Genomic DNA, 13726 nt, shown 5'->3' with positions numbered 1-13726 from the left:
CAAGTTTTGCACTTCATCCTAAATGAACTTGATGAAAAACTAATCGTATAAAACCAAAAAAACCTCTTCGAAAGAAGAGGTTTTTGTACCCGGAGCCGGAGTCGAACCGGCACGGTTTCCCACAGGTGTTTGAGACCAGCGCGTCTACCAATTCCGCCATCCGGGCTTAGCAGACGAAAAAATAACTAATAAATCAATTATTTTAACGCAATAGAATAAGTTAATTATGATGTCATAACTGTGCTTATTCCTTTAACACGGTGCAAATGTAAAAAATAATTTTAAATGTTCTACTAAAAATACTTAAATTTTTCCTTTCAGTGTCCAATAAATTTTCTAAATTTGCACCTCGTTAAAACGAAGCACACACAACTAACTACACCCGAGGCAAATACATTGATCTGGCTAGGACAAAAGAAATAGCCGAATTGATGTAGCGTAGCGGAATAAAACAACAAATTATAATGTCGCACCTAGAACCAGAAGCTAAAATTTTTGCTTGTTCACAAAGTGTTTATCTTGCAGAAAAAATTGCAGAACAATACGGAATTCCGTTAGGAAAAGTAACGATGTCAACGTATAGCGATGGAGAATTTCAGCCGTCATACGAAGAGTCAATTAGAGGATTACGCGTTTTTATCGTGTGCTCAACATTTCCAACTGCTGATAATTTGATGGAATTGTTGCTAATGATCGATGCAGCAAAACGCGCATCAGCAAGACACATTACAGCTGTTATGCCTTATTTTGGTTGGGCAAGACAAGATAGAAAAGATAAACCAAGAGTTCCGATTGGAGCAAAATTAGTAGCTAATTTATTAGATGCTGCCGGAGCAACAAGAGTGATGACAATGGATTTGCATGCAGATCAAATTCAGGGGTTTTTCGAAAAACCAGTAGATCATTTATTTGCATCTACCATCTTTTTACCATACGTAGAAAGTTTAAAGTTAGACAATCTAACCATTGCATCTCCGGATATGGGAGGTTCAAAAAGAGCATATGCTTACTCTAAGTTTTTAGCATCAGATGTAGTAATCTGTTACAAACAAAGAAAAGCAGCCAACGTTATCGATACTATGGAGCTGATTGGTGAAGTAAAAGGGCGTAACGTAATATTAGTAGACGACATGATCGATACTGGTGGTACATTGGCAAAAGCAGCAGATTTAATGATCGAAAAAGGAGCATTAAGTGTTAGGGCAATTTGTACACACGCCATTTTATCAGGTGACGCATACGAAAAAATCGAAAACTCAAAATTAAGCGAGTTAATAGTTACCGATTCTATTCCGTTAAAGAAAGAATCAAAGAAAATCAGAGTAGTGAGTTGTGCACCTCTTTTTGCTGAAGTTATGCACATGGTGCACCACAACAATTCCATCAGTGGAAAATTTATAATGTAGAAGCAATAAGCTTTAGGCAATATGCTGTAAGCATTGTTCTCATTTTAAAAAGCTTAAAGCGTAATGCCTAAAGCCTATAGCAAACAAGAATATTTATTAATAACTATATTTTTTTTACAATGAAATCGATTACAATTAAAGGATCAGAAAGAGAAAGCGTGGGCAAAGTGTCAACTAAAGCCTTACGTAATGCTGGAGCGGTTCCTTGCGTGTTATACGGAGGAAATCAGGCAGTACATTTCTCAGCGGAGGCTGCGGCATTCAAAAACTTGGTTTATACTCCAAACGCACACACAGTTGTGATTGAGCTTGGAAAAGGAAAATCATTCAATGCAATTTTACAAGATATCCAGGTTCACCCTGTATCTGACAAAATCTTACACATTGACTTCTTTCAATTATTTGATGACAAAGAAATCACTATGGAAGTTCCTGTAAAAATTGTAGGTACATCAAAAGGTGTTCTTGCAGGTGGTGTTTTACGTTTGAACACTCGTAAATTAAAAGTAAAAGCTTTACCTAAAGATCTTCCTGATTTTGTTGAAGCTGATATTACTCCACTTGAAATGGGTAACAAATTATACGTTACTAAAGTTGGTGCTCCGGAATACAAAGTAATGCACCCTGAAAACACAGTTGTGGCTCAGGTAAGAATTTCTCGTGCTGCTATGAAAGCTGCTCAAGAAGCTGCAAAAGCTGCAAAAGCTCCTGCAAAAGGAAAGAAAAAATAATTTTTTTCAAATTCAATACAAAAGCATCAATCGAAAGATTGGTGCTTTTTTTTTTTGTTTTAGAGGTACTGAGTTATTAAGATTCTGAGGTTCTAAGATTTCTGCTCAGAAAACATCCAGTGTCAGGCTGAGCGGAGTCGAAGCCCCTTTCTAATGTTTTGTGTTTATTTTTCTTTGAAGCAGAAATTTTCGGTTTCTTCAAGACCTGAAGTTCCTGCCATCCGCTATATCTTTTCCTTGCTAAAGAAGCAAGAAAAAGGATGCCGCTCCTGTCAGGGCTAGCCAGAAGTTAGTTTTTTATTAGAAAAGAGATGCAAAGGTTCAGAGGTACAAAGTTGCAAAGGTTTTTACGCAATCTTGTAAGTCTGACAAAAACGAGAAAAAATAATCCGCGTAAATCCATTCAAATCCGCGTCATCCGCGTGCCATTATTTGCAGTTGAAGCCGCGCACAAACCAAATTATCTGATTATCTAATTGCCACATTCTCTAATTAACCTTATTTTTGCATCATGATAAAATGGATAACAAAACTGTTTTCATCAACACAAAAAGAAGAGAACATAGATAATATGAAACCGGAGGTTCACGAACACCCAAAAAACAATATAAATAGCGTGAGTAAAAAATATTTAATCGTAGGACTTGGTAATATTGGAGCCGAATACGTAAATACACGACATAATATAGGATTTAAAGTCCTGGATTTTTTAGCTAAAAAAGAAGGGCTTTCATTTGAAACTGTAAAATTGGGTGCTTTGGCCGAATATAAATTCAAAGGAAGAACCTTTTTCCTGCTTAAACCTAATACCTATATGAATTTAAGCGGTAAGGCTGTAAAATACTGGATGGACAAAGAAAATATACCTTTAGAGAATATTTTGGTTATTACAGACGATTTAAACCTCTCATTCGGAACCATCCGCATCAAGCCAAAGGGAAGTGACGGCGGTCATAACGGATTGAAAAATATCAATCTGGTTTTAAACACGCAAAACTACACCCGTTTTAGATTTGGTATCAGCGATCAGTTCAAAAAAGGACAACAGGTAGATTACGTTTTAGGGGATTGGGACGAAGAAGAAAAGGCAAAATTACCCGAACGTTTAGAAGTGGCTTCTGAGATTATCAAATCTTTTGGTACCGCCGGATTAGAAAACACAATGACAACTTATAACGGAAAGTAAAGAATTACAGTTATTTAACTGTTAAATAATCAAATTATCAGTTAATTAAATGGAATTATAACGAAATAGTATTTTCTATTCCAAACTTAAATGTCTAAATTTGAAATAAATTATTATAAATCATAAAATCATAATATCATGGCTTTTGAATTACCACAATTACCTTATGCATATGATGCATTAGAACCACATATTGATGCTCGTACAATGGAAATCCATCATACAAAACATCATAATGCCTACACAACAAATCTTAATGCAGCAATTGCAGGAACAGATTTAGAAGGAAAAACAATCGAGAATATCTTAATCAACTTAGATAAATCAAACGCAGCAGTTCGTAACAATGGTGGAGGTTTTTACAACCACAATTTATTCTGGACAGTAATGGCTCCTAACGGTGGCGGATTACCAACAGGTGATTTGTTAGCTGCTATCGAAGCTTCTTTTGGAACTTTCGAAGAGTTCAAAGCAAAGTTTGCTAAAGCTGGTGCAACACAATTCGGTTCAGGATGGGCTTGGTTAACAGTGCAAAAAGGTGGTAAACTAGAAGTTGTAGGTACTCCAAATCAGGACAATCCATTAATGCCGGAAGTTGCTGGTAACGGTGGAACTCCAATCTTAGGAATGGATGTTTGGGAGCACGCTTACTACTTAAACTACCAAAACAGAAGACCGGATTATATTGAGGCTTTCTTCAGTGTAATTAACTGGACAGAAGTTGCAAGAAGATTTGCTTTGGATAAATAGTCAAAAATAGAGTAAAGAATAAAGAGAAAAGACGGATGACTTAATAGTTATCCGTCTTTTTTTGTTTATACTTTTATAATCTATTTTCTTTTCTCTAAAAAAAAAATAAAAAAGGCGGAATTTCTTCCGCCTTTTTTGCCCCAAATCTACCATAAACTTACCTACTAATGTTATGGTTCAGTAAATATAGAGCAGCTATTTCTATTGTAAAAACTTTTCAGATGAATGGTCAATATATCCGATTAAGTAAGAAAAAGATAGAATATGGAGTAAGAATATAGGTAAAGAGTAAGAGAAAGAGAAAAGAGAAAAGAATAAAGAATAAAGAGAAAAGAGAAAAGAATAAAGAGAAAAGAGAAAAGAATAAAGAGAAAAGAATAAAGAGAAAAGAATAAAGAGAATGGAATATAGAGAATGGAATATAGAGAATGGAATATAGAGAATAGAAGCAACAAGGGGAAAGAATAGAGAGAATTAAGAAAGCGCTTTTCGATTATTTGTCTATTCTAGAAGCTTTTAGTCTATATTCTTTGCTCTATAATCTATTCTCTAAAAATAAATAAATAAAAAAGGTGGAATTTCTTCCACCTTTTTTGCCCCAAATCTACCATAAACTTAACCTACTAATGTTATGGTTCAGTAAAAGTATGGCAGCTATGCTTATTAAAAAAAAATTTCAGATGAATGGCCAATATATCCGACCAAAAGAGAGTAATGGTTTTAAATTGAAATACTTGAGTTTATTCCAATAAAAAAGGTGGAATTGCTTCCACCCTTTTTGCCCCAAATCTACCATAAACTTAACCTACTAATGTTATGGTATGTCAAAAGTATTATAGCTTTTCATTTTTACCAAACATATGGGATGAACGGCAAAAAAAACCGATGAAATGCACAAATTAACCTTTTGTTAGTATTTTATTAATACGCTCTTGCGTCTTTTCCCTCATAGAAATTCATGAAAGCTCTGTTTACAACACGATTTCCTCCCGGAGTCGGATAATCACCTGTAAAGTACCAGTCTCCAAGATTTTTTGGACATGCAATGTGTAAATCTTCTACTTTTTGGAAAATGATTTTTACTTCAGCATTGATTTCCGGAGAACTCAACATCTCGGCAATTTTATCTGAAACTTCTTCAGGAGTAAACTGATCGTAGATGGCAGTAACATAATTTATAACATCACTATCGATATAGTTTTCCTGAGCTTTACATTTTGCATATACTTCATCAACAATATGATATAAGTTTCTTTCTTTCAATAAGGCTAAAGCTGCTCTAAAAGCAACAAGACCTTCTAATTTTGCCATGTCAATTCCGTAACAGTCAGGGTAACGGATTTGTGGAGCAGATGAAACGATTACGATACGTTTGGGATTTAAACGATCCATCATTTTGATGATACTCATTTTTAATGTAGTTCCGCGAACAATACTATCATCGATGATCACCAGGTTGTCAGTTGGTTTTATTACTCCGTAAGTTACATCGTAAACGTGAGCCACTAAATCATCACGGCTGCTGTCTTCAGTAATAAAAGTCCTAAGTTTAGCATCTTTGATCGCTACTTTTTCTGTACGGATCTTTACAGCTAGTAATTCCTGTAAAGTTTCTGCAGTTAGTGTATTTCTGTTGGCCAGAATATAATTGTTTTTTCTCTGATTTAAGAAATCCTGAGCAGCTTCAACTAAACCATAAAAGGAAGTTTCTGCTGTGTTTGGGATGTAAGAGAAAACAGTGTTGTCAGTATCGCTGTCAATTGATTCAAGAACTGCAGGTAAGATTAATTTACCTAAGTTTTTACGTTCCTGGTATATTTCAGCGTCACTTCCTCTTGAGAAATAAATTCTTTCAAAAGAACAGGCTTTCTTAACGGTTGGTTCCAAAATCTGTTCCATCGAAACTTTTCCGTTTTTCTTGATAATCAAAGCGTTTCCGGGTTCGATTTCCTGAACACTATCAAAAGGTACGTTAAATACCGTTTGAATAACAGGTCTTTCAGAAGCTACAACGACAACTTCATCATCCTGATAAAAGTAAGCCGGACGAATTCCTGCCGGATCTCTGAAAACAAAAGCATCACCATGACCTAATAATCCGGCCATTGCGTAACCTCCGTCAAGATTTTTAGCAGAGCGTGTTAGTATTTTTGCAATATCCAATCGGTCTGCGATTACGGGAGAAGCTTCTCTTTTAGAGTAACCTTCGAGTTTGCAGTCCTGATACAATTGCATTACTTCTTTGTCTAGAAAGTGACCAATTTTTTCCATAACGGTAACAGTGTCCGCCATTTCTTTCGGGTGTTGTCCCAGTTCTACTAAATTTTCGAAAAGTTCTTTAACATTCGTCATGTTAAAGTTACCTGCCAAAATTAGATTACGGTGCATCCAGTTACTCTGACGTAAAAATGGGTGTACACTTTCGATACTGTTTTTTCCGAAAGTTCCGTAACGAACGTGACCTAAAAATAATTCTCCTATATAAGGAATGTTTGCTTTTTGAGCTGCAACATCATTTGCATATTCAGGATGAGAAGTCATTTCTTCGTTGACACGCTCATTGATTTGTTTGAAAACGTCCTGGATAGGCTGCGCGTGGTTCGAACGGACTCTGCTGATATAACGTTCGCCTGGTTCTACGTCTAATTTGATGCTGGCAAAACCCGCACCATCCTGACCACGGTTGTGCTGCTTCTCCATCATCAGGTACATTTTCTGAATCCCGTAAAAAGCAGTTCCGTATTTCTCTTTATAATATTCAAGCGGTTTAAGAAGTCTAACTAAGGCTATACCACATTCGTGTTTTAAAGCGTCGCTCATTGTTTTTTGTATTTTGTGTTGTTGTAAGTTGTGTGTATTAACGTAATAAAAAAGCCCCGTTATTAGCGAGGCTTTCGGGCATTATATTTCTATGTCAAACTGAGTTAACGACTTAAATTGTTGTAATCGAATCGCTACTTCTGCTTTGCTTAATGTTTCCATCCTTTCAGTTCCAAATTTCTCCACACAAAATGAAGCTAAATTCGATCCGTAAATTATGGCGTTTTTCATATTGCCAAATGAGATGTTTTCGCTTTGTGCAATGAATCCTGAGAAACCACCTGCAAAAGTGTCTCCGGCTCCTGTTGGATCAAAAACATCTTCTAGTGGTAAAGCCGGTGCAAAGAATACTTCTCTGTTATGGAATAAAAGTGCTCCGTGTTCTCCTTTTTTGATTACCACATATTTTGGTCCCAATTCCTGGATTTTGTTAGCCGCTTTTACTAATGAATATTCGCCTGAAAGTTGTCTTGCTTCTTCGTCATTGATTGTAATCACGTCTACACGTTTAATTACTTCAAGTAATTCCGGTAAAGCGCAATCCATCCAAAAGTTCATAGTATCTAAAACTACTAATTTTGGTTTTTTCTCCATTTGGTCCAAAACACTACTTTGTACTAACGGATGTAAGTTTCCTAACATCACAACATCAGCATCTTTATAGTTTTGAGGAACTTTTGGTTGAAAATCAGCCAAAACGTTAAGTTCAGTTACAAGAGTGTCTCTTGAATTTAGATCGTTATGGTATAAACCGCTCCAGAAAAAGGTTTTTCCGCCTTTTACAATTTCGATACCAGAGATATCAATATTTTTTGAAGTTAAAAGATCTAAATGTTCTTGAGGAAAATCGTCGCCAACTACAGAAACAATGGCCGATTGTAAGTTAAAAAATGATGCTGATAAACCAATGTACGTTGCAGCACCACCTAATATTTTATCTGTTTTTCCGAAAGGAGTTTCAATCGCGTCGAAAGCAACCGTTCCAACAATCAATAATTTATTCATTTTATGAATTTCGAATTAGGGTGCAAAGATACTTCATAAGTTGCAATATTGCAACGGTTTAAGTTCTCAAAATTTTCATAAAAAAAGAATATCGTTTTCGGGGCTAAAACTATTGTAAATGAATGAATTAAAATTGATTGCCCTGAGTGCTTAAAATATGTTTTTTGGATTTAAAATACAATATTTATTTTTGAAAAAAAACTTCAAAAAATTATTTAAGTTTTCTAAAAGAAGAAGTTTTTCTTTTTCCACTTAAAACGCCAAGAATTGTAATGTGACTATTTTTAAGTTTAAATATAATTAGCCACGTTTTATATGTGGCTTCTCTATAAATTTTTGTTTTGGTTGGTAAATTTTCGCATTCAGAATAAATCAAAGGATTATCTATAATTTTAGTCATCGTTTTATTTATACCATTACCAATTTTAATCGCATTTAAAGGTTGATGTTTTTCGAAGGCAATGTAATCGACAATTTCTTCTAAATTTTGAAAATATTTCTCAGATATTTCTAACGTATATTGTTTTGAATCTTCAGCTTTTTCTCTTCCCATTTTTCATTAAACTTTTCTAAAGACATTGTTGGCGATTTTTCAGCAATTTCTATCCATTTTGCAAATTCTTCTTTGGATAAATTACTTTGAATTTGATCAGTTTCATCTTCAAAATCTATAGATACCTTTAATGATTTTCCAACATAATTTTTTGGAATCTCAAAAGAAAGATTAACAATTTTATCTTTGGGAGTAATGGTTTTTTGTATCATTTTATTAAAATTAAAGACATTACAAAATTACAACAAATTGAAATTCAAATTAGTTAAAGTTTTGGTTTAATTCTACAACTCATACTTCTTATCAAAATAATTTTTCAAAACCCCAATCTGAATTAAAACCATAAACGGAACCACCAATAAAGCGTAAAGTACATTTTTAGAAATATGAATTCCTGAAAATAGTGCAGAAGCTTTATCCGAATATGTTTTAGCTATTTCAAAATTAGAAATGTCGTTATTGAAATAAATAGCATAAGCCGTTAAAGCAGCTAAACTGATACCAATAAATATCCAGGTCGATTTAGAAATCAACGGTTTGTAAACTTTGATTTTGCTTTTTTCAGCAACTAAAACCTGAGACATGATTTTTGAAGTAAAGTCGAAAGATGGCGTTTCCAAAGTGTTTTCGGCCATCATTCTTTCAATCAGATTTTCTATTTCTTTATCATTTTCTTTCATAACATTCTATTATTTCTGGTTCTAATTGCTTTTTCAAAATTACGGCTAATTTTTGTCGGCTTCTGAATAATTTTACCTTAACATTATTAGCATTAATGTTCATGACCTTTCCGATTTCTTCTAAACTCTGATCTTCAAAATAAAATAAGGTGAGCAGGAAATTATCTTCACTCGGCAATAAATTCAAACAATTCTGAATGGTCTGCTTTCGTTCTTTATCTTCTAAAGCGCTCAAAGCATTGTCCATCGTTTTTATTAAATGAGCCGAAAACTCATCTATTGATATATTGTTGTCTTCTTTTTTGTTTTTCTTCAAACGATCTAAACACGTATTATAAGCAACCTTATAAATCCAGGTCGAAAATTTAGAATCGCCTTTAAACTTGCTTAAAGAATTATACGCTTTAATAAAAGTATCCTGCGCAACTTCTTCGGCTTCTTCTCTGTTTGTAACCATTTTGAGAGCTAATGTAAAGATCATATTTTTATAACGGTCAACTAACACGGCAAAAGCATTCGTCTCGCCGTTTATAATTTTATCGATATAATATTGATCACTTTGTGCACTCATGTTATGTAAGACGACACATTCTGTGTTTAGGTTACAAGAATTTTTAAAAAATAAATAAATTCCAATTTTTAAATTCCAAATTCCATTTCCAAAGCTTTTTTCAGGAGCTAATCCCGCTATTCGTTCCAATCTTTTGTGTCCGCCGCGGCGGGCACAAAAGGATTTCCACTTCTATCGGGGCTAGGGCACTTGTTTTCATGAGAACCATTTCTCATTTTTGTCATCCCGAGGAACAAGGGATCTTCATAAGAAACTCCGCAATCAAAATCGCTAATCTCTGTCGAGCTACTTCTGGAGATCCCTTGTTCCTTGGGATAACAAGATTATGGTTACTATATATAAAAATTTGTCGTTTCTCAGTAATAATTTTAAACTCAAAATTAACTCATTATCAGTAAGTTTTGGAATTTAGAATTTAAAATTTGAATTTTTTTTATCGAAAGTTGTAACCTCAATTCAAAACATGTCGTCCTATAGGTATCAATCAATTATAAAACACAAAAATTATGGGAGCTCAAATTTTAGTACCAATTAGTCTTTTCCTAATGATCTTCGGAATCGTCTATCTTATTTACTCAACAAGAAACAGAGAGCGTTTAGCACTTATAGAAAAAGGAGTTGATGCCAGTATCTTTTTAAAAGGAAGAACGAATGGAGTTCCGGCCTGGAAAATCCTTATTTTGAATACGGCTTTTCTTTTAATAGGTATTGGACTTGGATTTTTTATTGCTTTATTTCTATCTACTTATACAGCAATGAATTCAGATGTGGTGTATCCGGCAACAATCATCACGATGTCAGGAGTAGGTTTGCTTGTAGGGTTTCACAGGGCTAAAGATCTGGATAAACAATAAAATTGTTTAAGTTAGTAACTTCAGAAACGAAAAAACGCGTCGGAAACAATTGTTTTTTTACGCGTTTTTTTTTATGATTTAGAACCGATAGTTTCGTAATAAACATCTATCGAAAGATTTTTCTGCATAGCCGCCATAACAGCCAATTCATCACAGCGTTCGTTTTGGGGATGATTGTTGTGTCCTTTGATCCATTTAAAGTCGACTTGATGTTTCCTGTAAATGATTAAAAAGCGTTTCCATAAATCCGGATTTTTTTTGCCGGTATAGTTTTTTTTCTCCCACCCAAAAACCCATTTTTTTACAACAGAATCAATGACGTATTTAGAGTCTGAAACCACAAGAACCTTCATATTAGGGTTTTTGAGTTTTTCAAGCCCGACAATTACGGCTAAAAGTTCCATTCTGTTATTTGTAGTCAAACGGAAACCTTCGTAAAATTCTTTTTTATGCGGAGTTCCAACCAATTCCATCACTACGCCATAACCGCCGTTTCCGGGATTTCCTTTTGCAGCGCCATCTGTATATATATGTACTTCGTGATTCATTTTTTTAGACTTCTTAGATTTTAGATTGTTAGACTTTTTAGATTTTTTGTTTTTTGGACTTCCTAGAATTTGATATTGCGGATTTCTTAGATTTTAATTTTAAATAATCAAAATCTAAGAAGTCTTATGTCCAAGAAATCTAAAATCTAATCCTCCAATAATCTCGAAATGATTTCCGGAAAATACTTTTGTTCCAGTTCATGAATCTTTTCGGCCACAGTTTCCGGGGTGTCATCTTCTGTCAGTGCAACATTTTTCTGAAAGATAATGCCGCCTTCATCATAATGTTCGTTTACATAATGAATAGAAATTCCTGTTTCTTTCTCTTTATTATTAACTATAGCCCTGTGTATGTGCATTCCGTACATTCCTTTTCCTCCGTAATTAGGTAAAAGTGCAGGATGTATGTTGATTATCTTGTTGGGATATTTCTCGATTATATGATCCGGGAATTTCAATAAAAAACCTGCCAGAACTATCATATCCGGGTCGATTTCCTGTATTTTCTGTAAGAGGTTTCGCTCTAATAATTCGCTTTTTGAGAAGATTTCGGTCGGAATTTGATGATTCGCTGCTCTTTCAATGACTTTTGCCGAAGCATTATTAGTAAAAACAGAAACAACTCTTGCGATTTTAGTTTTGGCAAAATATTTTATGATATTTTCAGCATTAGTCCCTGATCCTGAGGCAAAAACAATAATTTTTTTCATAATACAGTGTAATTTTAGAATGCAAAAAACGGAATAAAAATCGAAAATAAATAGTATTAAAAAGTCTTTCTTGAAATTAATTTTATAAATTAGTGTTACATTTATAAACTAAATCGTGGTTTTAAAATAAAGTTTTTTATTTTTGCCAACAAATTAAATTCTAAAATTAAAGATTATGTCAGACATTGCATCAAGAGTAAAAGCGATTATCGTAGACAAATTAGGTGTTGACGAAAACGAAGTTGTAACAGAAGCAAGCTTCACTAATGATTTGGGAGCTGACTCATTAGACACTGTTGAGCTTATTATGGAATTCGAAAAAGAATTTGATATTCAAATTCCAGACGATCAAGCAGAAAACATTGCTACTGTTGGTCAAGCTATTTCTTATATCGAAGAAGCTAAAAAATAATAATACCGCACCCGATTTCTAAAAGCACCAATTTTTGAAATTCAAAATTCCAAAATTGGATTTTGATTTTTCACTTTTGTAATTTTTAAGAGTCGGGTGTTATTATTTTTTTAAAATTTAAATTTCGATTGGTTTTCAATCAAAAAGATATATTTATATTGTAATGCCCATGGCTCTTAAGTAAACAATACAGTTAAGAAAGCGTGGGTTTTATTTGTTTAAAGTACAAAATACATATTTATGACGTTAAAGCGAGTTGTTGTAACAGGATTAGGTGCTCTTACTCCTATCGGGAATAATATCCAGGATTATTGGGAGGCACTTGTGAATGGGGTAAGCGGAGCCGCTCCTATCACGTATTATGATACAGAGAAGCATAAAACGAAATTTGCCTGTGAAGTAAAAAACTTCAATATTGAAGATTACATGGATCGCAAGGAATCTCGAAGATTAGATAAATTCGCTCAATATGCTGTTGCTGCAAGTGACGAAGCTATCAAAGATGCCGGACTTACTGATGATAATATCGACAAAACAAGAGTGGGTGTTATTTGGGGAGCTGGAATTGGTGGTTTAGAAACTTTTCAGGATGAAGTAATTTATTATGCTAAAGGAGACGGAACGCCAAAATTTAATCCGTTTTTTATTCCTAAAATGATTGCCGATATTGCACCAGCACACATCTCCATGCGTAATGGGTATATGGGGCCAAATTATACTACTGTTTCTGCATGTGCATCTTCTGCAAATGCATTAATCGATGCTTTCAACTACATTCGTTTAGGAATGTGTGATGTTATTGTATCAGGTGGTTCAGAAGCTGCTATTACTATTGCGGGTATGGGAGGTTTTAACTCTATGCACGCTTTATCAACAAGAAACGAAAGTCCGGAAACGGCTTCAAGACCTTTTGATGCAACCAGAGATGGTTTTGTTTTAGGAGAAGGAGCAGGAGCTTTGGTTCTTGAAGAATACGAACATGCCAAAGCCAGAGGCGCAAAAATTTATTGCGAAGTTGGCGGTGGCGGAATGTCATCTGATGCTTACCACTTAACTGCACCACATCCGGAAGGAATTGGAGTTATTGCAGTAATGAAAAATACATTAAGAGATGCCGGATTAAAACCGGAAGATATTGATCATATCAATACTCACGGAACTTCTACTCCATTAGGAGATGTAGCCGAATTGAAAGCAATTAGTGCTGTTTTTGGTGATCATGCAAAAACAATCAATATCAACTCTACCAAATCAATGACCGGTCACTTACTTGGTGCTGCCGGAGCTATTGAGGCAATTGCTTCGATTTTAGCAATGAAACATGGTATTGTTCCTCCAACTATCAACCATACAGTAGTGGATGAAAAGATTGATCCTTCATTGAATCTTACCTTAAACAAACCTCAGAAAAGAGAAGTAAATGTTGCGATGAGTAACACTTTTGGTTTTGGTGGACACAATGCTTGCGTATTGTTTAAAAAATTAGTTGACTAATTTCTG

At 34.4% G+C, this 13726-nt stretch carries 15 protein-coding genes and 1 tRNA gene; 7 read left to right on the top strand and 9 right to left on the bottom strand.

Features of this window, described 5'->3' with window-relative positions:
- Positions 1–86: 86 nt before the first annotated feature.
- Positions 87–166: transfer RNA gene (locus tag B0A67_RS19375), tRNA-Leu, on the bottom strand.
- Between the two features lie 298 nt (positions 167–464).
- On the opposite strand from B0A67_RS19375, the gene B0A67_RS19370 reads away from it, so the two are divergent.
- From B0A67_RS19370 to B0A67_RS19355, 4 genes are all read left to right on the top strand, one after another.
- Complete coding sequence (locus tag B0A67_RS19370) at positions 465–1406, top strand: ribose-phosphate pyrophosphokinase (RefSeq protein WP_072964719.1); 942 nt, start codon at positions 465–467, stop codon at positions 1404–1406.
- 119 nt (positions 1407–1525) lie between these two features.
- Positions 1526–2137, top strand: coding sequence for a 50S ribosomal protein L25/general stress protein Ctc (locus B0A67_RS19365; protein WP_072964720.1), 612 nt, complete (start codon positions 1526–1528; stop codon positions 2135–2137).
- Between the two features lie 511 nt (positions 2138–2648).
- Positions 2649–3323, top strand: coding sequence for an aminoacyl-tRNA hydrolase (pth, locus tag B0A67_RS19360; protein WP_072964721.1), 675 nt, complete (start codon positions 2649–2651; stop codon positions 3321–3323).
- 138 nt (positions 3324–3461) lie between these two features.
- Positions 3462–4073 carry a superoxide dismutase gene (locus tag B0A67_RS19355; RefSeq protein ID WP_072964722.1) on the top strand — a complete coding sequence of 204 codons (612 nt, stop codon included), beginning with the start codon at positions 3462–3464 and terminating at the stop codon, positions 4071–4073.
- Positions 4074–4994: 921 nt separating this feature from the next.
- Here B0A67_RS19355 and B0A67_RS19345 read toward each other — a convergent pair.
- From B0A67_RS19345 to B0A67_RS19320, 6 genes are all read right to left on the bottom strand, one after another.
- Positions 4995–6893, bottom strand: coding sequence for an amidophosphoribosyltransferase (locus tag B0A67_RS19345; protein ID WP_072964723.1), 1899 nt, complete (start codon positions 6891–6893; stop codon positions 4995–4997).
- 81 nt (positions 6894–6974) lie between these two features.
- Positions 6975–7898 (bottom strand): PfkB family carbohydrate kinase, encoded by a 924-nt coding sequence (locus tag B0A67_RS19340; RefSeq protein WP_072964724.1) that lies wholly within the window; start codon positions 7896–7898, stop codon positions 6975–6977.
- A gap of 211 nt (positions 7899–8109) precedes the next feature.
- Positions 8110–8451: a type II toxin-antitoxin system RelE/ParE family toxin gene (locus tag B0A67_RS19335; protein WP_072964725.1), complete on the bottom strand. Its 342-nt coding sequence runs from the start codon at positions 8449–8451 to the stop codon at positions 8110–8112.
- A complete protein-coding gene (locus B0A67_RS19330) occupies positions 8409–8663 on the bottom strand; it encodes a hypothetical protein (RefSeq protein WP_072964726.1) in 255 nt (84 codons plus the stop codon). Before B0A67_RS19330 ends, B0A67_RS19335 begins: the two co-directional genes overlap by 43 nt.
- A gap of 72 nt (positions 8664–8735) precedes the next feature.
- Positions 8736–9131 (bottom strand): hypothetical protein, encoded by a 396-nt coding sequence (locus tag B0A67_RS19325; RefSeq protein ID WP_072964727.1) that lies wholly within the window; start codon positions 9129–9131, stop codon positions 8736–8738.
- Entirely contained in the window at positions 9118–9702 is a 585-nt protein-coding gene (locus B0A67_RS19320) for an RNA polymerase sigma factor (protein WP_072964779.1), read from the bottom strand. The genes B0A67_RS19325 and B0A67_RS19320 overlap by 14 nt, the downstream gene beginning before the upstream one ends.
- Before the next feature lie 506 nt (positions 9703–10208).
- Here B0A67_RS19320 and B0A67_RS19315 point away from each other — a divergent pair.
- Positions 10209–10556: a DUF6249 domain-containing protein gene (locus B0A67_RS19315; RefSeq protein WP_072964728.1), complete on the top strand. Its 348-nt coding sequence runs from the start codon at positions 10209–10211 to the stop codon at positions 10554–10556.
- 71 nt (positions 10557–10627) lie between these two features.
- Here B0A67_RS19315 and rnhA read toward each other — a convergent pair whose 3' ends face one another.
- Both rnhA and purN read right to left on the bottom strand, forming a co-directional pair.
- A complete protein-coding gene (gene rnhA / locus B0A67_RS19310) occupies positions 10628–11104 on the bottom strand; it encodes a ribonuclease HI (RefSeq protein ID WP_072964729.1) in 477 nt (158 codons plus the stop codon).
- Positions 11105–11250: 146 nt separating this feature from the next.
- Positions 11251–11814: a phosphoribosylglycinamide formyltransferase gene (gene purN / locus B0A67_RS19305; RefSeq protein ID WP_072964730.1), complete on the bottom strand. Its 564-nt coding sequence runs from the start codon at positions 11812–11814 to the stop codon at positions 11251–11253.
- A gap of 175 nt (positions 11815–11989) precedes the next feature.
- Here purN and B0A67_RS19300 point away from each other — a divergent pair, with 175 nt between their 5' ends.
- Positions 11990–12226 carry an acyl carrier protein gene (locus tag B0A67_RS19300; RefSeq protein ID WP_007137004.1) on the top strand — a complete coding sequence of 79 codons (237 nt, stop codon included), beginning with the start codon at positions 11990–11992 and terminating at the stop codon, positions 12224–12226.
- A gap of 240 nt (positions 12227–12466) precedes the next feature.
- A complete protein-coding gene (gene fabF / locus B0A67_RS19295; protein ID WP_072964731.1) occupies positions 12467–13720 on the top strand; it encodes a beta-ketoacyl-ACP synthase II in 1254 nt (417 codons plus the stop codon).
- Positions 13721–13726 lie beyond the last annotated feature (6 nt).

Origin of the sequence: Flavobacterium aquidurense, from assembly GCF_002217195.1 — a bacterium.
Taxonomy (GTDB): Bacteria; Bacteroidota; Bacteroidia; order Flavobacteriales; family Flavobacteriaceae; genus Flavobacterium; species Flavobacterium frigidimaris.
Note: the sequence above shows the minus strand (reverse complement) of the source record. Positions and strands in the feature narration are given on the sequence as shown.

Bases quoted from the DNA above. Each gene is read 5' to 3' on its own strand.
- purN (WP_072964730.1), bottom strand. From the start codon at position 11,814: ATGAAAAAAATTATTGTTTTTGCCTCAGGATCAGGGACTAATGCTGAA.
- B0A67_RS19340 (WP_072964724.1), bottom strand. From the start codon at position 7,898: ATGAATAAATTATTGATTGTTGGAACGGTTGCTTTCGACGCGATTGAA.
- B0A67_RS19300 (WP_007137004.1), top strand. From the start codon at position 11,990: ATGTCAGACATTGCATCAAGAGTAAAAGCGATTATCGTAGACAAATTA.
- B0A67_RS19355 (WP_072964722.1), top strand. From the start codon at position 3,462: ATGGCTTTTGAATTACCACAATTACCTTATGCATATGATGCATTAGAA.
- B0A67_RS19345 (WP_072964723.1), bottom strand. From the start codon at position 6,893: ATGAGCGACGCTTTAAAACACGAATGTGGTATAGCCTTAGTTAGACTT.
- B0A67_RS19370 (WP_072964719.1), top strand. From the start codon at position 465: ATGTCGCACCTAGAACCAGAAGCTAAAATTTTTGCTTGTTCACAAAGT.
- B0A67_RS19325 (WP_072964727.1), bottom strand. From the start codon at position 9,131: ATGAAAGAAAATGATAAAGAAATAGAAAATCTGATTGAAAGAATGATG.
- fabF (WP_072964731.1), top strand. From the start codon at position 12,467: ATGACGTTAAAGCGAGTTGTTGTAACAGGATTAGGTGCTCTTACTCCT.
- B0A67_RS19330 (WP_072964726.1), bottom strand. From the start codon at position 8,663: ATGATACAAAAAACCATTACTCCCAAAGATAAAATTGTTAATCTTTCT.
- pth (WP_072964721.1), top strand. From the start codon at position 2,649: ATGATAAAATGGATAACAAAACTGTTTTCATCAACACAAAAAGAAGAG.
- B0A67_RS19365 (WP_072964720.1), top strand. From the start codon at position 1,526: ATGAAATCGATTACAATTAAAGGATCAGAAAGAGAAAGCGTGGGCAAA.
- B0A67_RS19320 (WP_072964779.1), bottom strand. From the start codon at position 9,702: ATGAGTGCACAAAGTGATCAATATTATATCGATAAAATTATAAACGGC.
- B0A67_RS19335 (WP_072964725.1), bottom strand. From the start codon at position 8,451: ATGGGAAGAGAAAAAGCTGAAGATTCAAAACAATATACGTTAGAAATA.
- B0A67_RS19315 (WP_072964728.1), top strand. From the start codon at position 10,209: ATGGGAGCTCAAATTTTAGTACCAATTAGTCTTTTCCTAATGATCTTC.
- rnhA (WP_072964729.1), bottom strand. From the start codon at position 11,104: ATGAATCACGAAGTACATATATATACAGATGGCGCTGCAAAAGGAAAT.